This window comes from Pseudoalteromonas sp. OFAV1, from assembly GCF_021532595.1.
GTDB classification, from domain to species: Bacteria; Pseudomonadota; Gammaproteobacteria; order Enterobacterales; family Alteromonadaceae; genus Pseudoalteromonas; species Pseudoalteromonas lipolytica_C.
The window spans coordinates 51821-74883 of the sequence record NZ_JAKGBG010000006.1 but is presented as its reverse complement, the minus strand read 5'-3'; the positions used below and the strand labels follow the sequence as shown (position 1 = coordinate 74883).

Annotated in this window: 23 protein-coding genes; 16 read left to right on the top strand and 7 right to left on the bottom strand. The window is 40.8% G+C overall.

Annotated features, from left to right (window positions below; translation table 11 throughout):
* Nucleotides 1-8: 8 nt before the first annotated feature.
* Both L1267_RS05320 and L1267_RS05315 read right to left on the bottom strand, forming a co-directional pair.
* Nucleotides 9-2222, bottom strand: a complete 2214-nt coding sequence (locus tag L1267_RS05320) for a CapA family protein (RefSeq protein WP_235382283.1) — start codon at nucleotides 2220-2222, stop codon at nucleotides 9-11.
* Between the two features lie 330 nt (nucleotides 2223-2552).
* Entirely contained in the window at nucleotides 2553-3206 is a 654-nt protein-coding gene (locus tag L1267_RS05315; protein WP_135925623.1) for an OmpW/AlkL family protein, read from the bottom strand.
* A gap of 234 nt (nucleotides 3207-3440) precedes the next feature.
* Here L1267_RS05315 and L1267_RS05310 point away from each other — a divergent pair, with 234 nt between their 5' ends.
* Nucleotides 3441-4859, top strand: a complete 1419-nt coding sequence (locus tag L1267_RS05310; protein WP_235382282.1) for an MATE family efflux transporter — start codon at nucleotides 3441-3443, stop codon at nucleotides 4857-4859.
* A 70-nt stretch (nucleotides 4860-4929) separates the two neighbouring features.
* Nucleotides 4930-6108 (top strand): succinyl-diaminopimelate desuccinylase, encoded by a 1179-nt coding sequence (gene dapE / locus L1267_RS05305; protein ID WP_235382281.1) that lies wholly within the window; start codon nucleotides 4930-4932, stop codon nucleotides 6106-6108.
* 45 nt (nucleotides 6109-6153) lie between these two features.
* Here the strand turns inward: dapE and L1267_RS05300 are convergent, their stop codons facing one another.
* Complete coding sequence (locus L1267_RS05300; RefSeq protein WP_135925617.1) at nucleotides 6154-7869, bottom strand: GNAT family N-acyltransferase; 1716 nt, start codon at nucleotides 7867-7869, stop codon at nucleotides 6154-6156.
* 123 nt (nucleotides 7870-7992) lie between these two features.
* On the opposite strand from L1267_RS05300, the gene L1267_RS05295 reads away from it, so the two are divergent.
* Nucleotides 7993-8913 carry a 2-hydroxyacid dehydrogenase gene (locus tag L1267_RS05295; protein WP_235382280.1) on the top strand — a complete coding sequence of 307 codons (921 nt, stop codon included), beginning with the start codon at nucleotides 7993-7995 and terminating at the stop codon, nucleotides 8911-8913.
* A gap of 97 nt (nucleotides 8914-9010) precedes the next feature.
* On the top strand, nucleotides 9011-9145 hold the full coding sequence (locus L1267_RS23620) for a hypothetical protein (RefSeq protein ID WP_268842578.1): 135 nt from the start codon (nucleotides 9011-9013) through the stop codon (nucleotides 9143-9145).
* Nucleotides 9146-9207: 62 nt separating this feature from the next.
* Here the strand turns inward: L1267_RS23620 and smrA are convergent, their stop codons facing one another.
* The 3 genes from smrA to L1267_RS05280 all read right to left on the bottom strand — a co-directional run bounded on the left by smrA (nucleotide 9208) and on the right by L1267_RS05280 (nucleotide 10727).
* The gene (smrA, locus tag L1267_RS05290) at nucleotides 9208-9789 is read right to left on the bottom strand and encodes a DNA endonuclease SmrA (protein WP_199526988.1); all 582 of its coding nucleotides are present in this window, start codon (nucleotides 9787-9789) and stop codon (nucleotides 9208-9210) included.
* A 148-nt stretch (nucleotides 9790-9937) separates the two neighbouring features.
* Nucleotides 9938-10183: a hypothetical protein gene (locus L1267_RS05285; RefSeq protein WP_135925610.1), complete on the bottom strand. Its 246-nt coding sequence runs from the start codon at nucleotides 10181-10183 to the stop codon at nucleotides 9938-9940.
* A gap of 100 nt (nucleotides 10184-10283) precedes the next feature.
* Entirely contained in the window at nucleotides 10284-10727 is a 444-nt protein-coding gene (locus L1267_RS05280) for a hypothetical protein (protein ID WP_135925608.1), read from the bottom strand.
* Nucleotides 10728-10876: 149 nt separating this feature from the next.
* Here L1267_RS05280 and L1267_RS05275 point away from each other — a divergent pair, with 149 nt between their 5' ends.
* Nucleotides 10877-11260, top strand: coding sequence for a response regulator (locus L1267_RS05275; protein ID WP_235382279.1), 384 nt, complete (start codon nucleotides 10877-10879; stop codon nucleotides 11258-11260).
* A gap of 72 nt (nucleotides 11261-11332) precedes the next feature.
* On the opposite strand, the gene rpsT is transcribed toward L1267_RS05275, so the two are convergent.
* Entirely contained in the window at nucleotides 11333-11593 is a 261-nt protein-coding gene (gene rpsT, locus L1267_RS05270; RefSeq protein ID WP_036967030.1) for a 30S ribosomal protein S20, read from the bottom strand.
* A gap of 243 nt (nucleotides 11594-11836) precedes the next feature.
* Here rpsT and murJ point away from each other — a divergent pair, with 243 nt between their 5' ends.
* From murJ to L1267_RS05215, 11 genes are all read left to right on the top strand, one after another.
* The gene (gene murJ / locus L1267_RS05265) at nucleotides 11837-13417 is read left to right on the top strand and encodes a murein biosynthesis integral membrane protein MurJ (RefSeq protein ID WP_328247144.1); all 1581 of its coding nucleotides are present in this window, start codon (nucleotides 11837-11839) and stop codon (nucleotides 13415-13417) included.
* A gap of 73 nt (nucleotides 13418-13490) precedes the next feature.
* Nucleotides 13491-14417, top strand: coding sequence for a bifunctional riboflavin kinase/FAD synthetase (gene ribF, locus L1267_RS05260; RefSeq protein ID WP_235382278.1), 927 nt, complete (start codon nucleotides 13491-13493; stop codon nucleotides 14415-14417).
* 25 nt (nucleotides 14418-14442) lie between these two features.
* Nucleotides 14443-17268 (top strand): isoleucine--tRNA ligase, encoded by a 2826-nt coding sequence (gene ileS, locus L1267_RS05255; RefSeq protein ID WP_235382277.1) that lies wholly within the window; start codon nucleotides 14443-14445, stop codon nucleotides 17266-17268.
* A 9-nt stretch (nucleotides 17269-17277) separates the two neighbouring features.
* Nucleotides 17278-17778, top strand: coding sequence for a signal peptidase II (gene lspA, locus L1267_RS05250; RefSeq protein ID WP_135925595.1), 501 nt, complete (start codon nucleotides 17278-17280; stop codon nucleotides 17776-17778).
* Entirely contained in the window at nucleotides 17775-18215 is a 441-nt protein-coding gene (fkpB, locus tag L1267_RS05245; RefSeq protein WP_135925593.1) for an FKBP-type peptidyl-prolyl cis-trans isomerase, read from the top strand. Before lspA ends, fkpB begins: the two co-directional genes overlap by 4 nt.
* Nucleotides 18215-19144, top strand: a complete 930-nt coding sequence (gene ispH / locus L1267_RS05240; protein ID WP_138556832.1) for a 4-hydroxy-3-methylbut-2-enyl diphosphate reductase — start codon at nucleotides 18215-18217, stop codon at nucleotides 19142-19144. Before fkpB ends, ispH begins: the two co-directional genes overlap by 1 nt.
* A gap of 38 nt (nucleotides 19145-19182) precedes the next feature.
* The gene (locus L1267_RS05235) at nucleotides 19183-20208 is read left to right on the top strand and encodes a sensor histidine kinase (protein ID WP_235382276.1); all 1026 of its coding nucleotides are present in this window, start codon (nucleotides 19183-19185) and stop codon (nucleotides 20206-20208) included.
* Nucleotides 20205-20915, top strand: coding sequence for a LytR/AlgR family response regulator transcription factor (locus tag L1267_RS05230; RefSeq protein ID WP_268842577.1), 711 nt, complete (start codon nucleotides 20205-20207; stop codon nucleotides 20913-20915). The genes L1267_RS05235 and L1267_RS05230 overlap by 4 nt, the downstream gene beginning before the upstream one ends.
* A 117-nt stretch (nucleotides 20916-21032) precedes the next feature.
* A complete protein-coding gene (gene pilV, locus L1267_RS05225) occupies nucleotides 21033-21587 on the top strand; it encodes a type IV pilus modification protein PilV (protein WP_135925587.1) in 555 nt (184 codons plus the stop codon).
* 1 nt (nucleotide 21588) lies between these two features.
* Nucleotides 21589-22584 (top strand): PilW family protein, encoded by a 996-nt coding sequence (locus tag L1267_RS05220; RefSeq protein WP_235382275.1) that lies wholly within the window; start codon nucleotides 21589-21591, stop codon nucleotides 22582-22584.
* Complete coding sequence (locus L1267_RS05215; RefSeq protein WP_235382274.1) at nucleotides 22572-23054, top strand: pilus assembly PilX N-terminal domain-containing protein; 483 nt, start codon at nucleotides 22572-22574, stop codon at nucleotides 23052-23054. The genes L1267_RS05220 and L1267_RS05215 overlap by 13 nt, the downstream gene beginning before the upstream one ends.
* The last annotated feature ends 9 nt before the right edge of the window (nucleotides 23055-23063 follow it).

The window sequence follows — 23063 nt, the reverse complement described above, 5'->3', positions numbered from 1 at the left end:
ATTCCTCCTTAATCAAGTACAGTGAATGTCAGCGTTAAGCTCACTTCACTACTTGAATTGACTTTTAAAAAGTCAAAACCGTGCATTTTATCGGTCTTCCATTGTCCGTTTTCTAGGTTGATACTTTGTTGCCAGCTGATCATTGCGACATCATCTAGACGCGTGATCGCTTCTCCTGTATTGGGTGGATAGTGCCTAAATTGTAGTTTTACGCCACGAGGTGGTAATTTTTTAGGCCCAAGTGTTAACTCATCAGAAGGTAAACTAAAGTCATGGCTAAAAGCTTGCCATGGTTGATTACCTCCTTCGCTAACGGGAATTTGGTTTTCTGCGAAGGTAAGGTCATCAATTTCTGTTGTATAAGTAAGCAAGGCCTCAAGCTGACCACCATTTTCAGATTGCAAATAGGTCAGTAACGAAAAGTCTTTACTTAACTCTAGTGCACCTGTTTCGTCGGTTAACTCCATAACCCGCATAGTGTGTCTAAATGGAATAATAGAGGGAGTGTTGTCAAACTTATCTCGGGTTGAGCACAGAGCTTGCAAACCATTGAATGGCTTATCAGTGCAAGGCAACACACTTTCACTGCTATGATCCCATCGACTAACTTCAAAGGTGTCTGCGTCGTTATCCCAATCTTCAAAATCGCCAAAGACCATAATATCTCGGCCCACTAAAAGCGTATCTAAAGAACCACTATTAACGTCTATGGATGAAACGTAAGCAGCAGATGATGGTGAATATTGTCTCAAGTCTATGATGTCAGTGGTGGCATCAATGTTGATAGTCACTTGCTGAGTATTTTTTGTTGCTTGATTTGCAGCAAAATATATTTCAGCGTAGCTTTCTCGGGGAACAAGCGTAATATTGTCATCAGAAAGTTCGGCGATTCTTCTCAATAAATAGTGACTTAAAAAACCAGTGGTGAATCGAGGTTTATAGTCTTCTAAATAAATAGGATAAGCAAAACCACGAGTGATTTTTTGGCTTTGCGTATCAAGGTCCAGCATAACTGCAAGGCCTAATAAGGTATCAAGTCTGGGTTGGTCAAATACAAAGTTACCCAAGCCCAATATGGCTGGTATTTCATTAAATACAGCAAAGCCTTGGGCAATGTGTGGGTGATGGCCAATTAGTAGATCAGTATTTTGTGAAGAAAGAACTTCAAATCGGCTACCTATATAAGGTGATGGAGTATACGAGTATTCATCACCACCATGCATTTGTGCAATGACAAAGTCAGTAGGATCTAACTGTTCAAGTGCAGCTTTGACTGCCGCTGAATTTGTTAAATCAGCAGCCCCACCTTTATTGGTGTCAGCAACGTAGGTATATTGATGTTCTTTTCCGGTAATTGAAGTTGCAGCAAAGAGCACTAAATTTACATTATCAAGGTTATGCTCGACAGTTTTAAAAGCGTCAGTTTCACTTAAACCCGCACCGCTATTTAGGAACCCTGCATTTGACACTTCAAGGAGTGTATCTTCAAGGCCATTCTGTAAATAGTCATAGATGTGATTATTACCAAGGCCAACATAATCAATACCAATTTCAGTAAGGCTTTGCAGTGATTCAGGCAAAGAGAAAAAGCTGAATTCTTTAGTCGGATGAACTGTTGTTGGCATCGTCGTAATAGGTGACTCAAGATTAACCGATGAAAAGTCAGCAGCTTTAAAGAGCGCTGCAACTTCTGTGGTTATGGCGATACTATCTTCGCGTGCTGAGTCAGGACGAATGAGCGCAGTGTTAACATTAGGTACAGATGTGCCCATTGTCTCTAAGTTGGGGTCTAGGAAGCGTCGACCAAACATTGTATCACCAGCAAATAACAAGCTTTTTGAATTTGCTGATTGTGTTTCTAATTGGATGTGTGAGGTTACAGAGTTAGGTTGGTTTACTAAAATACCTGCCTTTGGGAAATAACCTGATTGTGCAATAAAAACAGCGTGATTACCAAAAGAGAGGTTGCTAATAGAAACACGTCCATTTTCATCGGATAGGTACTCTTGACCTGCAACGTCAACGCTCACATTGTTAAGAGGTGTTTGATTTTCATTGGTAATAGTAAATACGATGTCAGCGGTGCCCGCAATTAGCGCTTCACGATCACTAATTGTATCTTGCTTTTGTTGTTGCGGTTTATCTTCACTAGGATCTTTTACTTTGCACGAGATTAGAGCTGTGCAAAGAATCAACACTAACGAATTGACAATTACTTTCAATTAACACCTCGAGCTGCCACCTAATTTATTTTAGATAGGTCAAAATTATTACAACCATTTTATAATCGCGAGCAAATAGGAACAACACGTCTTTGGCTCTGAAAATTCAGATATTGCAATGAAAAACAGTAAAATAAGTAACGGTTAAATAAACAAAAAATAAAAACCAATAAAAAGAAATGGGTTATTTTTATAGTGTAGTCTAAATTGATTAGTTGATTGAACTTGAGCGGGAATCAAGTTCGTGTTGCAGGTTTTTCTAGAGTGGGAACAAATAAAAAAGGCCATTTAATGGCCTTTTTGTGCGTATGGGCTTTCACAAAATGAAAGTTAGAATTTGTATTTAATACCAAACATAGCAACGACAGGGTCAATTTCTACTGTTGATGTTAATGCTTTTGAGCCGCCAGCATATACAGTTGCATCTGTATCGATATCAATAAGTGAAACCATGCCATGTAGACCCCAGTTTTCACTCATCATGTAGTTGAAACCAGCTTGAGCTGCAAAGCCAAATGAGTCGTCTAGTTTGACTTCTACGTCGTCAGTACCTAATGTTGCTTTTAGTGCAGCTGAAGGCTCTTCATCAAAGAAAACTGTATAGTTTACGCCTACACCTACAAATGGACGGAATTTATAGGTTGCATCAAAAAAGTGATATTGTGCTAAGAAAGTTGGTGGTAAGTGTTTAATTTTAGCAATCTTATTACCAGCTAAGCCACCAGCACCTTGAACATCATGACTAAATGGCGTTGCAGCAACTAACTCAAGCACCCAGTTATCGTCTAGTGCATAATCTATAGTAATACCTAATTGCGTGTCATCATCTGCGCGTAAGCCTAGTGCCGGAGCCTCATTGATTTTTGAGCTATCGTTGTCAGGGTTTACGTTAATAGCACCCACGTTCACGCTTAAGTTTGCGTTTGCAACAGGAGAGAGTGCTAATAGTGAAGTAAGTAATGCAATGCTTAATTTGGTTTTCATGTTGTTCTCCGCGAACTACTTGTCTTATTTGGTTGAGGCTATTATTACTAAGTTGGAGGGGACAAAACCTGTTCTAGATCAAAGTTTCAAAAATGTTTGAACTAAGTGAAGCCATTTATTGATTTAGATTAAGTTTTTAAACGGGTACAGCGAAAAAAAGATTGACTCTCATTGACTTTATATTCAGTTGCGGCTGTTAAACTAACGATGTTATTAGTTTATTAGGTGTGTTTCATGGCTGCTCCCCAGCATTTATTTCTTCATGGCTCGATTTCAAAAGCGTTACTTAAATTAGGTATCCCGATCATCTTAATTAATATTTTGCAGTCTGCTTATCAGTTAACCGATGCTTTTTGGGTAGGGCGCTTGGGGGCAGAGCAAGTAGCTGCCGTTTCTGTCAGTATGCCGGTTACTTTTTTAGTGATTGCTATTGGCTCAGGGTTGGCAATGGCGGGAGCCATTTTATCTGCTCAATATATGGGAGCTGGCCAGCAAGATAAGGTAAACCATGTTGCTGCTCAAACCATGTTAATGGTGACAATTACCGCAACCATACTTGGTTTAATAGGTTATGTGTTATCGCCTTACTTTTTGACTTTATTAGGCGTTGAAGAGCAAGTGTTTGGTGATGCGCTTAAGTTTATGCATGTGTCTTTCATTGGTGTTGTGTTTGTGTTTATTTATGCCATGTTTCAGGCCTTAATGCGTGGCATCGGGCAAACTAAGGTGCCACTGTATATTGTTAGCGGTACTGTTTTACTCAATTTTGTACTCGACCCTTTACTGATTTTTGGATTTGGTGATTTCTCTGGTTTTGGCGTAATGGGGGCGGCATTAGCCACTCTCATTACGCAAAGTTTAGCGGCATTAATTGGCGTTTGGGTATTTTTGCGAGGCCGTCACGGCATTCAACTTAAACTCTCTAGCTTCAAACCAGATTGGCAATATATGAAACAAGCGTTCTTTTTAGGGGCTCCTGGCTCGGTTGAACTCTCTGCAAGAGCCTTTGGGTTAATTATTATGTCGTTTTTGGTTGCCAGCTTTGGTACGCACACCATTGCCTCTTATGGTGTTGGCTCTAATATTTTGCAAATGGTGATGATCCCGGCAATGGGTCTTTCAATGGCCGTTTCTACCTTGGTAGGTCAAAACATGGGAGCAGGAAACCCACAGCGTGCAGCACAAATAACACGTTTAGCCGCGCTTTGGGGGCTGTTAGGCCTGACATTAGTGGGCATTTTAGCTTATGTATTTGCTGAATACTTGGTGGCTTTTTTCATTCCTGATGATGAGTCTGTTATTGCTGGTGGCGCTGAGTTCATTCGCGTCATGTGCTTAACTTGGGGCGGAATAGGCGTGCAGCTTTGTGTTGTTGCTGCATTTAGGGCTTCAGGAAACATGCTCAATGCGATGATTGTGTCACTGCTCTCGCAATGTGTTATTCAATTTCCTGCAGCGTATATTTTGTCTAAACATACCTCACTGGGACCACAGGGCATATGGTATTCGTTTGCTATTACTAATGTACTTGTGGCAATTATTACTTATTTATGGTTCGCAGCAGGTCGCTGGCAACGAACACAATTAACCAAAGAAGACAAAGACATTGCTAAAGTGACCCAAGAAACCCTCATTGAAGAAGGAAATCATTAATTTAAGTTTCACATTGCGGTCATAAACTCTCGTTGTAATAACCCAAGCTTTCTACATAACTAGGGTTATTATGAGTTTGATATCAAATGCAGAGTTAGCAACGCACCTATCAGTGCAATCTGAGGTGGTAGAAACATTACAAACCTTGATCCGATTTAAATCGGTAACGCCCGAACAAGCTGGGGCAATTGACTGGCTCGAAAGTAACTTAAGCCAGCTAGGTTTTGATTGTGAGGTATTTAGTTTTAATCATGTTACTAATTTAATTGCTAAAATCACTTTTGGCGAAGGCCCTATCGTTGCTTTTTCAGGTCATATTGATGTGGTACCTGCAGCGCAAGGTGATTGGCGAGTTGATCCATTTAGTGGCGAGATAGTGGATGGCAGTGTCTATGGCCGTGGCGCAGCAGATATGAAAGGCGGTGTTGCCGCTATGCTTTGCGCAACCAAACGGTTTTTAGCGCAAAATAGCAATAAACGCGGCACATTTTACTGGTTAATTACCTCAGATGAAGAGGGCGAGGCTGAATACGGCTCTTTACTGATTGCTGAGCGTCTTGCCAAACAAGGTATTGTGCTTGATGGTTGCCTAGTTGGTGAGCCAACAAGCCATCAGCATGTGGGTGATACCATAAAAAATGGCAGGCGGGGTGCGCTGTCTGCACGATTATCTATTCAAGGTAAAGCAGGGCATGTTGCCTATCCAGAAAACACCATAAACGCAGCACATTTAAGTGCCGAGGTTGTAAAGCGCTTAATGGCAATTAGCTGGCACAAAGATGAAGCTAGCTCGGCAACAACACTGCAAGTAACCGGAATTAATATTGCCAATGTGGTCGATAACCTTGTTCCTGCTCAGTGTGAGCTCACCTTTAACGTGCGTTATAGTCATGGCTATAAGAGCAAAGATGTTAAAGAAGAAATTCAATTTGCATTGGCTGATTTAGCATCGCAGCTAACGCTTGTTTGGGAGCGTCCGTGTGAATCATTTTATACCCTGCATCAAGCAAGTAATTGCTTGTTGCAGCAGCTTGAACAAGCTGTGCACGAAGTAACTGGCAGCTTTCCAATGCTTAGTACAAGTGGTGGCACATCCGATGGTCGTTTTTTTGCCAATGAGCACACGCAAGTGATTGAATGTGGCGTGCGAAACCATACCATTCATCAAGTTAATGAACACGTACCCATAGTAGACTTAAAAACTATTGAGCAAATATATTTAGCTGCGCTTAGAAATATATTTAGTTAAAAAAGAAAAAGTCGGCGAACATGCCGACTTATTTTTTAATGACTATTAGCGTGTCTGTCCCAAATACCTTTTGGCTTTACTGGCTTTTACTTTATCTAAGTCGACAAGTACTAATCCATCAATGCAATTATTAAACTCAGGGTCGATGCTAAAACTTAAAAACTGTACGCCGCCTGGCTCGCAAAGTTCAGTGTATTGTTTGAATAGGGTTGGGACCTGTGCGCCGATATTGGCAAGCACATGTTTAAGTTCAACAAAATCTTCTTTAATATCATTACCAGAAAATAACTGAGCACATTGTGCTTTTTGTGATTCTGTATGACGATATTCATTATTGGGGATTGCTAACACTTGTTTAGCACCATAATAATGTTGGTAATAATGAACTAGTAGCGATTTAGCTTGCTCGGGTAGTGCATTTGACACACTAACCGCGCCAAACAAATAGCGGTATTGCGGGTAACGGTTAACGAATGCGCCGATGCCAAACCACAAATAATCTAGGCTCTTTCTGCCCCAGTATTTGGGTTGCACGAAGCTTCGACCAAGCTCTATACCTTTTTCTAAATACGGTGCCATATCATCGCTGTAGCTAAATAGGCTATCGGTATATAAACCTTTGCGGCCATGTTTTTCTATGATGTCTTGTGCGCAGGCAAGTCGATATGCGCCAACTAGTTCAAGTTGTTTGGCATCCCATAGTACAAGGTGTTGATAATCCATGTCGTATTTATCTATATCTCGGCGTTTACCACTGCCTTCACCGACTGCGCGAAACGCAATTTCACGCAGTCGGCCTAGCTCACGAAAAATCGGCGAGCTGCCACAGTATTGATATAAGTAGATTTTCATTCCATCAGAGGTTTCACCTAATAATTCACACTCCTCAATGGCTTTTTTAAGGTCTTTAGTCGCTTCTGGGCTGGCTATGGGGGTTTGTGTTTTTAACGGCAGAGGTTTTTTAGTAATAAGTCGATACAGTTGCTTTCTTATCAGCTGAGCTATTTCTTTATCTTTTAAATTCTCGATTAAATATGACTCAGGTGGGATAGATGCACCAATTTCAAACTCTAATGATTTTTGTCGTTGTTTAAACATCTCTTTGACCAATAACAAACTGGCTAATGGTTTATAAATCATTGAGGTGCCGTAAAATAGCGGGCTGTTTTTCGCTTTGATGTAAATAGGTAAAATAGGCGCGTTAGCTTTTTTTGCCATACGTAAAAAACCACTGTTCCATTTACAGTCTTTAATTCCCGTTGGACTTAAGCGCGATACCTCACCTGCAGGGAAAATTAATAACGCACCGTCTGATTTTAAGTGCTGTTGGATATTAGCAAGTTCTTTCTTTTTACTCGTACCAGAGAGGTTATCAACGGGAAGTAGCAACGAGTGCATTGGGGTGATAGACATTAGCATGCGGTTTGCAACAACCTTTAAGTCAGGGCGCACAGTTGATAAGACTTTTATTAGCGCTAATGCATCGAGTGAACCAATAGGATGGTTTGCCACAATAATAATATTGCCTTCACTAGGAATATGCTCCATTTGCTTTGGCTTGTAGCGTGTGTCAAAGTCTAGCTCTTCGAGCACCTGCTCTACAAATTCAAGTCCTTGTAAGTGTGGGTATGCATCACCAAAGGCAACAAACTCTTGCTCATGTAATAAATAACCCAAGCCTTTTTTTACTAAGCCTTTTACTTTTGGTGAATTTTCTAACTGTGGTAAATTTGCTTCTATTACTTTATCAACACTGATCATACACACCTCAATCTTAAGCGCATTTAGCGATGAAATTAGGTTAAGAGTTTGCTGTGACAGTTAGGTTGCAGTTGTGTGACTTTTTAATGAGCGCTTTGAGTACGAGGCAAAATGGAGAAGACAATGATTTTACTTGTGGCTATAACAGGCCGAGATTGCAGCCAATTAATTGCTAAGCTGCAAGCTTTATTACCAGAGGTCAAGGTACAGCTTTGGTCAGAGTGTACTGATTACGAAGCGGTTGAATTTGTGCTTGCTTGGAATGCGCCCGCTGATTTATGGCCAAAATTAGTAAACTTAAAAGCCGTTTCTTCTTTTGGTGCGGGTGTTGATAGCATTGATTTAACGAAGATAGCTGCACATGTTCCCGTTGTTAGAATTGTTGATGATAACCTGGCTAATGATATGGCAGAGTATGTGTTGACCCATGTATTGGCACACAAGCTTAGGCTTAAAGAGTATTATTTAAAACAATCAGCCGGCAGTTGGAAGCCAAAGCGAGCGTATTCACAGCAACATGTGGGTATTTTAGGTTATGGTGAACTAGGCAAAGCTTGTGCTAAGCGCTTACTTGCAAATGGCTTTAAAGTGAGCGCTTGGTCTAATAGTGAAAAACATGATTCTGAGGTGGACACGTATTACACACAGCATGGATTAGATGACATGCTTGGTCAAATTGATTATCTCGTTTGCTTACTACCACTTAATCAGCACACTCAAGGCATTATAAATAAATCACTCATTAGCAAACTGCAAAGCCATACGGTACTAATTAATGTTGCCAGAGGCAAACATGTCGTTGATGAAGATTTACTCGAGGCACTTGATAATGAGCAATTACGTGGCGCTACGCTAGATGTGTTTAGCGAAGAGCCTTTGCCTAAAACACACCCTTATTGGTCTCATGACAAAGTGACCTTAACCCCACACTGTGCTGCATTGTCAGATATAGAGTCAGTTACTTTGCAAATTTCAGATAATGTAAAGAGACTAATCGAAGGTAAAAACCTAATGAATCAGATTGATAGAACAAAAGGTTATTGACAAATTACAAATTAGTTTAATAAACACCTTGTTAACATCTGTAACTTTGTTATTCTGTTGTTGCTCAATAAAAAAACAACAATAAAAAAGAGGCGTTATGAAATCTAATCAAGGTGGAGCTAAATTTAGTCTAGTCGTAGTGTCAGTTATCGTTCTTGGTGTTTCAGCATGGTTTAATCAAGCTAATGCATCGGAGCAGCCAGCTCAGGCCACTGAAGTTAGCCAATCATAACCAACCAATCTCAGTAATTATGTGCAGCATGTTTTAATGCTGCACTTCAATCGCATTTTCTATTAACTTCTTTTTGAATGGATTTCTCTGTTCTCGTGTTTCTTCTCGTCTGACTTTTTAATCATCACATACGTTGCACCGCTACCACCATGATGCTTAAGGGCACTATGAAACGCTAAAACTGCTGGAATTTCTTGCAGCCACTTATTGGTATAGCTTTTTAAAATACCTGGTTGTGATTTATTTTTGATACCAATGCCGTGGCGTATAAGCACGACACGAATATTTCGTTTGTGGCAGTCATCAATAAAATTTAAAAGCGTGCTGCGAGCTCGTTGAAGAGGCTGACCATGCAAATCAAGCGTGGCATCAAGTTGATATTTAGCTAAACGCAGATTTTTATATACTTGGCCTTGTACACCATCTTTTTTAAATGCCAATATGGCATGGGGATCTAACAGCTCAACAAACTCACTGCGTAAATAGTTTTCATCAATTGCTAAATCACACTCAGCTGCTTTGCGTTTTTCTTGTTGCGCTAGTGAAGGGCCTTGTTTCGTGGAATCAAATTGAACAGTGTCATGCTTAAGAGGTTTTACGTCTTCCATTGACGAAAGAAATAAGTCGAAGTCGTTAAATGACACAGTGCACCTCCAAATTATTTATATACGACTAATATGGTATCTCAGTTCAGTCATCTTGTAAGCAAAAAAAAGCCCAAACAGAATGCTGCTTGGGCAGAAAAGATGATAGATGGGATAGCCTATTCTATCAATTTATCTTAGGAGAAGATTAACCTTGATTGATATTCAGTTGGCCAAATGTATAGACCTTGAATAAATAAAATGTATTGATCAACACTAAGCTCATATTCGAGATAACACTTGACGACATTAGATCTAAGCTAAATGATAGAAACAATAAACTACACGCGCTGATCGCTGCAAAACGTAGTAATGTCAGCTGGTTAATAAAAAATGCACCTAATCCTAGGGCAAGTAGCGTTAAGTTTAAAAGCCAATCTAGCTCGTTTACCATGGTCGTATCAATTCATATCTGTGTTGAAAAAGGAGCGCCATTATGGTGATCTTTTACACAGCTTTCAACCAAGTAATTTTTAATTTTCAGATTAGTTTTTTTAATCTATTGTTAGTTTTTTCATTGCTGCGAAGAAACCACTTTTATCTGTCACACGGTACTTCTGGCAAGTGTCTGGTTTACGCTTATCTTGGCAAAGATAAATAACGTTACGACTTAGGTCTGCACGGGGACTGAGGGTTGAATCAAATAAGTTTGCTCCATAGCCAAAAATGCCTGGCCAGAACACACTCTGAGATACCATACCAAGCTTTTCATAGGTGATTAAAATAGGTTTTGGTGTAATTAGTAGAATTAATACAACCGCTGCGAGTGTATACCAACGTGCTTTACTTTTTTTAAGCTCGATTTCAGGAATGCTTTGTTGCGCGGCTTGTGCACGTGCTTGTTGTTGGTTTACTGGTCTTTGTCGCTTTGCTTGTGTTGGTTTTTTTCGTTCAGGTGTTTTACCAAGCAAAGATTGTTTTTTTATTTTATTAGACATAAAGCTTATCTGGCCTTTTATATATAGCTCTCTATAATGAGATTATAACGAAGTTTTTGATATAATAGTCAAATTCAAAGCGTAAATTATTTATTTAAGTTAATATTGTATTAGCAATAAGTGTTATCTTTAAAGATTAGAGGAATAGTATGGACACGCAGCTTTCAATTCTTATCGTGGACGATGTTGGCACCGTGCGTAGCTTTTTAAACCAAACGCTTATGCACCTAGGTATCGATAATGTTCGAGAGGCATCCACAGCAGCGCAGTGTTTGAGCGCGTGCAAAGAGAAGGAGTTTAATATTATCTTTTTAGATATTGAACTACCTGATGGTGACGGTAAGGAAATCATCTCACAGATAAATGATATTTCACCTGAAGCAAACGTTGTTATGGTGTCTGCACATTCAACAGTGGAAAATGTTAAAGAAGCGATTGAAAAGGGCGCCAAAGGTTTCGTTGTAAAGCCTTTTACCCCAAAGAAGATCGCGGTAATGCTGAAAAAGTTTTACCCCGATTTAGAGATTGCATAGCAGTTATCTGAAAAACATTAAGATAAAAAAAAACCGGCAAAAGCCGGTTTTTTTATATTCATCAAAAACAAATTATAGCGCTTTGATTTTAGCTGCTAAACGGCTCTTATGACGAGCTGCTTTGTTCTTGTGGATTAGACCTTTAGTTGCGTAACGGTCTAGGATAGGTGTTGCAACAGCGAATGCCGCTTGTGCAGCTTCTTTGTCGCCCGCTTCAATTGCAGCAACTACTTTTTTGAAGTAAGTGCGCATCATTGAACGACGGCTTGCGTTATGTTGACGATTTTTTTCGCTCGTAATAGCGCGTTTTTTTGCAGACTTGATGTTAGCCAAGGTTTGCTCCTAACAATCTTAAAATAAGCTTAATTTAAAGGCCGTGGAATATGCCTGTTTTTATCATGAATGTCAACGAAATTTTGACATCTCAAGAAAAACTGCTCCTTATAACGAACATCAATTTGCCGCTTTAGCAGTTAATATCGCTATTGTAACAAAGGGTCGGGTTCGAGCCTAGTGCTTTAAAGATATTTTAGGCATAATCGCCCATCTTATAAGATTTTTGATAACGGGTTTAAGGTGGCAAAAGGATTATTTCGTTCCGGAATGATAGTCAGTGCTATGACAATGATTTCGCGTATTTTAGGATTGGTGCGAGATGCTGTAGTGGCTAATTTACTGGGTGCAAGTGCCGCAGCGGATGTGTTTTTGTTTGCCAATCGAATTCCTAATTTTTTACGTCGCTTATTTGCAGAAGGCGCTTTTGCACAAGCATTTGTACCTGTTCTATCTGAGATAAAAGAGCAGCAAGGCGATGATAAGGTCAGGTTGTTTGTTGCTCAGGCTGCCGGTACTTTGGGTACCATTTTATTAGCGGTTACTCTATTTGGTGTGGTTGCCTCGCCTGTCATTGCCGCATTATTTGGTACTGGCTGGTTTATTGACTGGTGGCAAGGCGGCGAAAATGCCGAAAAGTTCGTTCTTGCTAGTGCGCTGTTAAAACTGACTTTCCCGTATTTATTTTTTGTTAGTCTGGTAGCCCTCAGCGGTGCGGTTATGAACGTATATAATCGCTTTGCCGTTGCCGCTTTTACACCCGTACTTTTAAACGTATCAATTATTACTTGCGCTATTTTTCTACATGATAAGTTTTCGGTGGGGGCGTATGCGCTTGCCATCGGCGTATTTGTGGGTGGTCTAGTTCAGTTACTGTTCCAGTTGCCGTTTTTGTATCGTGCCCGCATGCTGAGCCGCCCTAAATGGGGGTGGCAAGATGAAAACGTCAAAAAAGTTAGAAAGCTCATGCTACCTGCCTTGTTTGGCGTTTCTATAAGCCAAATAAACTTGTTACTCGATACCATGATTGCCTCTATGTTAATGACAGGCTCTATCGCTTGGCTTTATTACTCAGACCGATTGATTGAGTTTCCTCTAGGCTTATTTGGTATTGGTATCGCAACGGTCATATTGCCTGCATTGTCAAAATTACATAGCACAAAAAGTACAAAAGATTTTCAGCTGACCCTTGATTGGGGGGTAAGGTTTGTTATTTTCTTAGGCTTGCCTGCCATGTTTGGTTTAATGGTAATTAGCCCGCTTATTATTACGGTTTTATTTGACCACGGTGCGTTTCAGGACGGTGAAATTGATCATGTCCAAGCGGTGAGCTACGGTGTGATGGCTTATTCAGTGGGATTAGTTAGTTTTATGCTAATCAAAGTGTTAGCACCAGGCTTTTATTCGCGTCAAGATACAAAAACCCCCGTTAAAATTGGTATTAAAACTCTGGTTTTAAACATGGTGTTTAACATTATGTTGGCACCATTTATTGGTTATTTAGGTCTGGCTTTGGCCACATCAATGTCGGCTAGTTGTAATGCTTATTTGTTGTATCATCAATTACGTAAAGAAGGGGTCTATCAGTTTTCTGCGATGAGCCTTGGTTTTACCTTTAAGTGTTTGTTTTCAAGTTTATTAATGGCTGCGTCTGTGTGGTACGTAGGCCAGCAATTTATGTGGCAAGCTTGGCACTTTACTGAGCAAGTGTTGTTGTTGGGCGGGTTATTAGTGTTGGCGGTTTTTGTATATTTTGCAGCCTTATTCATTTTAGGCGTGCGACTAAATACGATAAAAAGTGTTGCAACTACTGAATCAAACTAAAAAAAAGATTATAATCGGCGCTTCAAGCCCGATATCAATGTTTTGGGCTCGCTGATAAAGGCAAAAAGGTGGCATGGAGTTAATTAGAGGTATTCACAATATTCGCGCGCAGCATTATGGCTGTGTGTTGACCATTGGTAATTTTGATGGTGTGCACTTAGGTCATGCAGAAGTGATTAAAGGCTTGCTGCAAGACGCAGAAAAGCATCAATTGCCAAGTACCGTGATGTTATTTGAGCCTCAGCCACAAGAGTTTTTTGCTAAAGATAATGCTCCAGCGCGTTTAACTCGACTACGTGATAAGCTTAGCTTACTTGCTAAATTGGGAGTGGAGCGGGTGATTTGCATTAGCTTCAATCAGCAATTTGCCAATATGGAAGCAGAGCAGTTTGTCAGCCAAGTTTTGGTTGAAAAGCTAGGCGTTAGAGCATTAACTGTTGGCGATGACTTTTGCTTTGGAAAGCGGCGCCGTGGTGATTTTGCGTTGCTTAAAACCATGGGTGCTGAGTTAAACATGGATGTGAAAAGTACTGCGAGTTTTCGCAGGCTCAATGATAGAGTGAGCAGTACTCTTATTCGCCAGGCACTTGCTGCAGGGCAATTAGAAGACGCAAAAACCATGTTAGGTCATGGTTATGCAATTTCTGGACGTGTTATTCATGGCTGGGCAAAAGGTCGTGAATTAGGGTTCAGAACGGCCAATATAGCATTAAAACGCCAAGTATGCCCTGTAAATGGGGTGTTCGCGGTACGAGCAAAAGTTGGCGAAAAAGAATTATTTGGGGTTGCAAATATTGGCAACAAACCCACATTTAATGGAACACGCGCTTTGTTAGAGGTTCATCTGTTCGACTTTGCGCAAGACATTTATGGACAATTTATGCACGTGGAGCTAATTAAAAAGCTTCGCGATGAGAAAAAATTCGAGACATTAACACAACTGACGGCGCAGATTGCAGATGATGTGACCGCCGCTAAGCAGTGTTTTGGTTTAAATTAGGTAGCCGATACGGAAAGTAGGATTAATGAGCGACTACAAACATACTTTGAATTTACCGGAAACAGCGTTTCCAATGCGCGGCAATTTGGCTCAACGTGAACCAAAGATGCTTAAGACATGGTATGAAGACGATCTTTATGGTCAAATTCGCAGCGCTAAAAAAGGTAAAAAAACCTTCATTTTGCATGACGGCCCTCCGTATGCAAACGGTGATATCCATTTAGGCCACTCGGTAAACAAAATTCTTAAAGATATTATTGTTAAGTCAAAAACCTTGTCTGACTTTGATGCACCTTATGTGCCTGGTTGGGACTGTCACGGTTTACCAATTGAGTTAATGGTTGAGAAGAAGGTAGGCAAGCCAGGTGTCAAAGTGTCTTCTGCTGAGTTCCGTGAAAAGTGTCGCGAATATGCTAAGAAACAAGTTGAAGGTCAAAAAACAGACTTCAAACGTCTTGGTGTGTTTGGTGATTGGGACAAGCCTTACCTAACAATGAACTTTGACTTTGAAGCGAATGCTATTCGCGTACTTGGTCGCATCATTAAAAATGGTCACTTACATAAAGGTGCTAAGCCTGTTCACTGGTGTACAGATTGTGGTTCAGCACTTGCTGAAGCAGAGGTTGAATACCAAGATAAACAGTCACCAGCAATCGATGTGCGTTTTGAATTTGCTGATCAAGAGGCTGTAATCAATGCGTTTGAACTTGCCGAAGGCCATGAAGGTAGCGGTGCAGTTAGTACTGTTATCTGGACAACTACACCTTGGACATTACCAGCTAACCGTGCAGTAGCAGTTCACGAAAAGCTTGAATATGCCCTAGTTCAAGTTGATGACGAAGGCGCACAGCAGCGTTTAATTTTAGGTTCAGAGCTAGTAAAAGATGCAATGGACCGTTATGGCTTTAAGCATTACCATGTACTAGGTTATGTAAAAGGTGCGGCACTTGAGAATCTACAGGTTGCTCACCCGTTCTATGACTTCACAGTGCCTGTAATTGTTGCTGATCACGTAACGACTGATTCTGGTACTGGTGTTGTTCATACTGCGCCTGGTCACGGTCAAGAGGATTTCGCGGCAGGTCTTGCTTATGGTTTAGAAGTTGCTAATCCGGTTGGTGCTAACGGTGTTTACTTACCTGACACACCGATGTTTGCAGGTCAGCACGTATTTAAAGCAAATGCGAGCGTGATTGACGTATTAACTGAAAACAATGCGTTATTACACCATCATGCGCTTACACATAGCTACCCACATTGTTGGCGTCATAAAACACCTATTATCTTCCGTGCTACGCCACAGTGGTTCGTAAGCATGGACCAAGCTAACCTTCGTCAAGATTCATTAAACGAAATCAAAAAGACTGAGTGGTTGCCTGAGTGGGGCGAGAGCCGCATTGCAAACATGGTTGAAGGCCGTCCTGATTGGTGTATTTCACGTCAACGTACATGGGGTGTGCCAATTGCATTATTTGTTGATAAAGACACAGGTGCGCTTCACCCAAATACGCAAGAGCTAATCGAAGAAGCCGCAAAACTGGTTGAGAAATCAGGTATTCAAGCGTGGTATGACTTAGACCCTGCAACCTTACTTGGCGATGACGCTGAGCAATACATGAAAGTACAAGATACGTTAGATGTATGGTTTGACTCAGGTGTGACTCACGCATGTGTGGTTGATGCACGTGAAGATTTAACCGGTCCTGCTGATCTTTACTTAGAAGGCTCAGATCAACACCGTGGTTGGTTCATGTCGTCAATGATGACTTCGGTTGCTATCAATGGTCATGCGCCATATAAGCAAGTGTTAACACATGGTTTCACAGTTGATGAAAACGGCCGCAAGATGTCTAAATCATTAGGCAATGTAATTTCGCCACAAAACGTGATGAACAAACTAGGTGCTGACATCTTACGTTTATGGGTTGCATCAACTGACTTTACAGCAGAAATGACTGTATCTGATGAAATCTTTAAACGTTCTGCTGACCGTTACCGTCGTATTCGTAACACAAGCCGTTACTTACTTGCGAACCTTAATGGTTTTGATCCAAAAACTGATAAAGTTGCGATTGAAGACATGGTTGAGCTTGATCGTTGGATTGTGGGCCGTGCAGCTGAGCTTCAAGATGAAATCTTAGCGGCTTACGATAAGTATCAAATGCTGCTTGTAACGCAAAAGCTAATGAACTTCTGTACTGGTGAACTTGGTTCGTTCTACCTAGACGTTATTAAAGACCGTCAGTACACAGCGAAAAGCGACAGCCATGCGCGTCGTTCATGTCAAACTGCGCTTTACCACATTGCTGAAGCAATGACGCGTTGGATGGCGCCGATTTTAAGCTTCACTGCGCAAGAAATCTGGGAAGCATTACCTGGTGAGCGTGACAAGTTTGTATTCACTTCAGTGTGGTACGATGGCTTACAAGCTTCTTCACAAGGCAAGTTCAGCAACGATGATTGGTTAACAATCCTAAACGTGCGTGATGAAGTAAACCGTGTGCTAGAAGCGGCTCGTAAAGAAGAAATCATTGGTGCAACATTACAAGCAAACGTAAGTATTTACGCAGGTGAAGAGCTAAGTTCGAAATTAGCTGCGTTAGGTGATGAGTTGCGCTTTGTGCTATTAACTTCGGGCGTAACTGTTGAAACTGTGAAAGCACAGCCTGAAGGTACTCAAGCTACAGAAATTGATGGTTTATTCATTAAAGTTGCTGCAACAACCGCTGAAAAATGTGAGCGTTGTTGGCATTACTGTGATGATGTAGGTGCAGAGCCAGCGCACCCTGAAATCTGTGGTCGTTGTGTTAGCAATGTTGACGGCGATGGTGAACAGCGTCAGTTCGCGTAGGAGTTGTTTGTGAGCAAACTAGCCGGAAAAAGTGGCTTAGTTTGGCTATGGCTGAGTCTACTACTTTTAGTAGTAGACCATGCGACAAAAACACTTGTTGTTAACACCATGGCCTACAAAGAGTCGATAGATATTCTGCCTTTCTTTAATTTTACCTACGTACATAACTATGGTGCGGCATTTAGCTTTTTAAGTGATTCAGGTGGTTGGCAGCGTTGGTTTTTTAGCATAATAGCGGTAACGATCAGTGTTCTTTTAGTATGGTGGCTTAAACGCTTACCCGCGACGAACAAGGTATTATGTTCTGCATATGCGTTAGTATTAGCCGGTGCAATTGGCAATTTGTATGACCGCATTGCTTATGGCTATGTTATTGATTTTTTGCATGTATATTACGAAAACTGGCACTTTCCTGTTTTCAATATTGCCGATTGCGCAATTTGTATCGGTGCCGCATTACTATTATTTGATGCCTTCACAGGCGAAAGTCCGAAGGAGCAACAAGCATGAGCCAAGCTGTAATTGGTGAAAACTCTGAAGTGATCTTTCATTTCTCAATTAAGTTAGAAGATGGCTCTGCAGCCGACTCAACTAAGGTACATAATAAACCTGCAAAATTGCGAATGGGTGATGGTAGCCTGACAGAAAACTTTGAAAAATGTTTACTAGGTTTAGCCGCCGGTGACAGCAAGTCATTTGCATTAGAGCCTGAAGATGCATTTGGTCAGCCAAATCCAGATAACATTTATTATGTAGATCGCAGTAAGTTTGGTGCGGATACCCCTGCTGAAGTAGGTAACATTATTGCCTTTACTCAGCCTGATGGCACTGAGTTACCAGGTCTTGTTCGTGAAGTTCAAGGTGAGTCGGTCACAATTGACTTTAATCACCCACTTGCAGGGCAGCGCTTAACCTTTGAAGTCGATATTTTAGAGGTAACAGGTTAATGGATATTTTATTAGCGAATCCACGTGGTTTTTGCGCTGGTGTCGACCGTGCAATTAGTATTGTGGAGCGCGCACTCGATATCTTTGAAAAGCCAATCTATGTGCGTCATGAAGTGGTTCACAATCGATATGTTGTTGATGGCTTAAAAAATCGCGGTGCAGTTTTTGTTGAAGAGCTAGATCAGGTTCCTGACGATAGTATTGTTATCTTCAGTGCGCATGGTGTATCGCAAGCCGTTCGAAGTGAAGCAAAACGTCGCGACCTTAAAGTGTTCGATGCAACCTGCCCACTGGTAACAAAAGTACATATGGAAGTAACCCGAGCCAGCCGTAAAGGTATTGAGTGTGTATTGATTGGTCACCATGGCCATCCTGAGGTTGAAGGTACTATGGGTCAGTACGACAACGAAGCGGGCGGTATTTACTTAGTAGAAACCCCTGAAGATGTTGCCGTTTTATCTGTTAAAAATCCTGAAAACCTTTTTTACTGTAGCCAGACCACGTTATCTGTTGATGATACGGCAGATGTGATTGATGCACTACGTACTAAGTTTCCGGCCATTGATGGTCCGCGTAAAGACGACATTTGTTATGCTACGCAAAACCGTCAAGATGCGGTTCGTGACTTAGCTGATAAAGTGGATGTACTGCTTGTAGTAGGGGCTAAAAATAGTTCTAACTCAAATCGTTTACGTGAGCTTGCTGACAAAATGGGCACCACTGCTTATTTAATTGATGATGCAAGTAATGTTGAGGCGGATTGGTTTAACAATGTAAATGCCGTAGGCGTGACTGCTGGGGCATCTGCGCCAGAAGTTTTAGTTCAACAGGTTATTACTCGTTTAAAAGAACTAGGTGGTAATCAAGTTGTTGAAAATCCTGGTGAAGAAGAGAACATAGTATTTGCCGTTCCTGTTGAGCTACGCTAATCTAAGCAAATAGTAGTCAACAGTTAAAAGAGGAGCCCATGAGCAAACAGCCAAATTCACACGGCTTGCTGATTGCGGCTCTTTTCCAATCCCGTGGTGTACTCGCCATACTTATCGTCAGTCAAGTTATTGCTGTTTTATTGGCGTTTTCACCGTTAAGTTTTGGTGATGTATGGTTACGTCTGGCCATTTTTAGTTTCTTTTTGCACCTTATTTTCTTATCAAGTCTTTCTTGTCTTTATCTCTCACGGTTTGTACTTGCTAAATTATCTCAGGCAGTACAGTTATCTATCTTAGTAATTGTTTTACTGATTTTTACATACTTGTATAGCTTTGCAGTACTTAACGTATTCGCAGATATCTTTGAAATGGTATCTAAGACGCACTTTATTGTGAGTAATCTACTGATAATTTTTTTGGTTACAGTGCTTTTTGTTCAATTTTTGCTGATGCATAATCAAAAGGAGCAGCAAACAAAAGCTCTGGCTAAAGCCAAATTAGATGCGCTTCAAGCCCGCATTCGTCCTCATTTCCTATTTAATAGTTTGAATACTGCTGCTGAGCTAACCCACTATGATGTGGTGGCCGCAGAACAAGCTATTCTTGCATTAGCTGCACTCTCTCAGGCTGCTATGAAAAGTGGTAAAGCTATTTTACTTACCGATGAAATAACACTATGTCAACAATATATAGCACTAGAGCGTTGGCGTTACGGAGAACGGCTAACAGTAAACTGGCAGTTACTTGATAAACTACCTGATATCGATATCCCATGTTTGACTCTCCAACCTCTTATTGAGAATGCAGTATTTTATGGGATCGAGACAGCAGAGCACGGTGAAATAAATGTCGAAATGCACCAGTCTGATAAAACATACACATTCATTATTACTAACCCAGTAGTGAAGAACATCATGAATGAAAGGTCGGGTAATGGTATGGCACTTGATAATATTCGTGAACGCTTATCACTGTTTTATCAACGAAAGGCAACAATAACAACCACTCATCGCGATGGAATATTTAGGGTAAAACTTGTATTACCAAGGCAGAAAACAGCATGATAAAAGTATTAATTGTTGATGATGAACCGCTAGCTCGAGCACGTATTTCACGATTATTGTCAGAGCATAGTAATTATACAGTGATTGGTGATGCCTGTAATGGCGAACAGGCAATTGAATATTGTAAACAGTTACAGCCTGATGTCGTGCTACTCGATATCAATATGCCCAAGCTTAATGGGCTCGAGGTTGCTGCGACATTAAAGCAATTAACTATACCACCTGCCATCGTATTTCTTACAGCTCACCCTGAGCACGCACTAGAGGCATTCCAACTCTGTGCTGATGGTTATTTAGTAAAACCAGTTTCTGAGTCTTCGCTTAATCAAACATTATCGCAACTTAGCAAGCTTAATCGAACTCAATTAAGTGACTCTGCTAAAAGCTACATAAGTTATCAGCTCGGTGGTGTATTGCGCAGAGTAAATATTGAGAATGTGATTTGTTGCATTGCGGAACAAAAATATACTCGTGTCGTATTTGAAGGGGGCGAAGCAATCATTGAACAGAGCCTTAAACAACTCGAGCGTACTTTCCCTTTACAATTATTGCGAATACATCGTAATACCCTTGTAAATAAGCAACATATTTATAGTTTAAACAGCCGACAGCCTGGTGGGCATACTTTAATTATGAACCAACTAGAAGAGCCTTTAACTGTTAGTCGTCGGGAATTAAAAGCGGTAAAAGCTGCATTGGGTAACTAGGAGCGAGAGTTTCACTGACCGTTCATCTAACATATTGACCGTTTATACATACACCTATTGCTATTCTTTTTAGGCTTCTTATGCTTAAGGTATGTCAATTTATTAGCCACGTTCATTATGAAAAATAACTCTCATCAACAGGGCTTTACCTTAATCGAGGTGCTCATTGCATTTATTATATTGAGCCTTGGTTTATTAGGTGCTATCGCGCTTCAAGCGAAAGCAAAGCAAGCAAGTTTTGATGCTATGCAGCGCTCGGCTGCAATTGCGTTAGGGAATGATATTATCCACCGCATGAGAGCAAATGATACGGCTACTTTTTCAGCGCTATATAGTGGGCAGTTTCATAGCCAAACAGCATTAGGTAAAGTCTCTAGCTGTTATCAGGCTACATGCTCTCCACAGCAAATCGCTGCACTTGATAAACAGCAATGGGTGCGAGCAATTCAGGCACGTGAAAACACCGGAGCTCTGGATGAAGCAAGGGTGTGCATTAAAGCCACTGCAGTCTCAGGGGGCCTTCCAAGTGAGTATAATATTGAAGTGATTGTTAGTTGGCGTGGTCGACAAGAGTTTAAAGCAAGCGCAGAAAACTTAAAAACCGGATGTGGTTCAGTAAATGACCGTCGTCGCCTTGTCGTTCTTGACAGCTATATTTATTTAAGGTCGTAAGATGAATAAGTATAAAGGTTTTACATTAATTGAAATGATGGTTGCCTTATTCATAGGTGGTATTGTTTTAGGTGGTGTAATGTTTACTTATGTAAGTATGAAAGCCACAACTAAAGACACGATGATGATTGGCGAGCTGCAAGAAACTGGCAGATTAGCCCTCAATATACTACAGCGGGATATTGAGCAAGTTGGTTTTTGGGGCACTTTTTACGAGGATTCCTTTTCTGCTGCTAATACGAAACTTAGTCTAGTTGCAAATCCAAGTCCTGACTGCTCTGCTGGTTTAAATAACGGTAGTTTCCCTGACCTAGCTTCTAGTACTAATTTTCGTTCAATTTATGCAGTGCAGGCTGCAGGCTCCTCTGCGCTGGGCTGTATTCGTGACGCTGCAGCAAATACGGATGTATTACAATTAAAGTTTTTAGAAGGATTTCAAAATGAGCCTAAGTACACAAGCAATAATTCTTATTATTTTGTTGCAGAGCAAGAATTTGCATTGTTTACTCGTGGACCTGTGAATGCAGCAACAATAAATGTCAACGCAACGGTGTGGCGCTACCGCCATAATGTTTATTATGTTTCTAAAGAAACTATTTATATCAATAAAAAACGTGTTGTTATTCCTGTTCTGAAACGAAAACGACTGACCCCAGGAAACGGTATGTATACAGAAACTGTTATGGAGGGAGTTGAAAATATGCGGTTTGTTTTTGGCTTAGACACCACTAATGATAGTCGAGTTGATACCTATAAAAGTATTAATCAAATGACGGCTACTGATTGGGAGAATAGGCGTGGAATTTTGACAGTACAAGTATTTTTACTTGCTAGATCTCTGATGCCAGATGGCGACTTACAAATTAAAAATCAAACCTATGAGTTAGGAGAAGGGGCTAGTGGTAGAACACTTAAATTCAATGATAAATATCGACGCGCAATTTTTACAACAACCATTAGATTAAACAATGTGGGAGCAAATTTGTGGCGCATTTAAACCCTCCTAAAAAGCAACAGGGCATAGTATTGATCCTTGCTCTAATTATGGTTGTTGCAGTAACAGGGATTGCAGTAACTTTAATGAATAGCAGTAGTATTGATGCCAAAATAACAGCCGCGGTACAAGAGCGAGAAGTTGCTGAAAATGAAGTTATGGGCACAGTGCTGAAGGTGATTGCAAATCAAGCTGCTGCTGGAAGAAATAGTGCTTTTTTTAAAAAGCCTGAGCAAATACCTGAGGGTGGCTTCGATTTGGGCGCGATCGGTGACTCCACGAATAAAATGATTAATTTAAATAATGGCGAATTGGATTTGCCATGTCCACGCAAGTACAACTTCACCTCTGGTGTGTCATGCAACATGGTCGAAGTGAATACCACAATTACCTATGGTAAAAAAAGTATTCATACATTAACTGTTAAAACGGGCGTCGCTCAAGAAATGGCAAGTTTAAACACGGGTGGCTAGAGAGGGAAT

What these genes read in the sequence shown, in the direction of transcription:
- L1267_RS05315 (WP_135925623.1), bottom strand. Translation starts at nt 3,206, where the DNA reads ATGAAAACCAAATTAAGCATTGCATTACTTACTTCACTATTAGCACTC.
- L1267_RS05310 (WP_235382282.1), top strand. Translation starts at nt 3,441, where the DNA reads ATGGCTGCTCCCCAGCATTTATTTCTTCATGGCTCGATTTCAAAAGCG.
- dapE (WP_235382281.1), top strand. Translation starts at nt 4,930, where the DNA reads ATGAGTTTGATATCAAATGCAGAGTTAGCAACGCACCTATCAGTGCAA.
- L1267_RS05300 (WP_135925617.1), bottom strand. Translation starts at nt 7,869, where the DNA reads ATGATCAGTGTTGATAAAGTAATAGAAGCAAATTTACCACAGTTAGAA.
- L1267_RS05295 (WP_235382280.1), top strand. Translation starts at nt 7,993, where the DNA reads ATGATTTTACTTGTGGCTATAACAGGCCGAGATTGCAGCCAATTAATT.
- L1267_RS23620 (WP_268842578.1), top strand. Translation starts at nt 9,011, where the DNA reads ATGAAATCTAATCAAGGTGGAGCTAAATTTAGTCTAGTCGTAGTGTCA.
- L1267_RS05285 (WP_135925610.1), bottom strand. Translation starts at nt 10,183, where the DNA reads ATGGTAAACGAGCTAGATTGGCTTTTAAACTTAACGCTACTTGCCCTA.
- L1267_RS05280 (WP_135925608.1), bottom strand. Translation starts at nt 10,727, where the DNA reads ATGTCTAATAAAATAAAAAAACAATCTTTGCTTGGTAAAACACCTGAA.
- L1267_RS05275 (WP_235382279.1), top strand. Translation starts at nt 10,877, where the DNA reads ATGGACACGCAGCTTTCAATTCTTATCGTGGACGATGTTGGCACCGTG.
- ribF (WP_235382278.1), top strand. Translation starts at nt 13,491, where the DNA reads ATGGAGTTAATTAGAGGTATTCACAATATTCGCGCGCAGCATTATGGC.
- ileS (WP_235382277.1), top strand. Translation starts at nt 14,443, where the DNA reads ATGAGCGACTACAAACATACTTTGAATTTACCGGAAACAGCGTTTCCA.
- fkpB (WP_135925593.1), top strand. Translation starts at nt 17,775, where the DNA reads ATGAGCCAAGCTGTAATTGGTGAAAACTCTGAAGTGATCTTTCATTTC.
- ispH (WP_138556832.1), top strand. Translation starts at nt 18,215, where the DNA reads ATGGATATTTTATTAGCGAATCCACGTGGTTTTTGCGCTGGTGTCGAC.
- L1267_RS05235 (WP_235382276.1), top strand. Translation starts at nt 19,183, where the DNA reads ATGAGCAAACAGCCAAATTCACACGGCTTGCTGATTGCGGCTCTTTTC.
- L1267_RS05230 (WP_268842577.1), top strand. Translation starts at nt 20,205, where the DNA reads ATGATAAAAGTATTAATTGTTGATGATGAACCGCTAGCTCGAGCACGT.
- pilV (WP_135925587.1), top strand. Translation starts at nt 21,033, where the DNA reads ATGAAAAATAACTCTCATCAACAGGGCTTTACCTTAATCGAGGTGCTC.
- L1267_RS05220 (WP_235382275.1), top strand. Translation starts at nt 21,589, where the DNA reads ATGAATAAGTATAAAGGTTTTACATTAATTGAAATGATGGTTGCCTTA.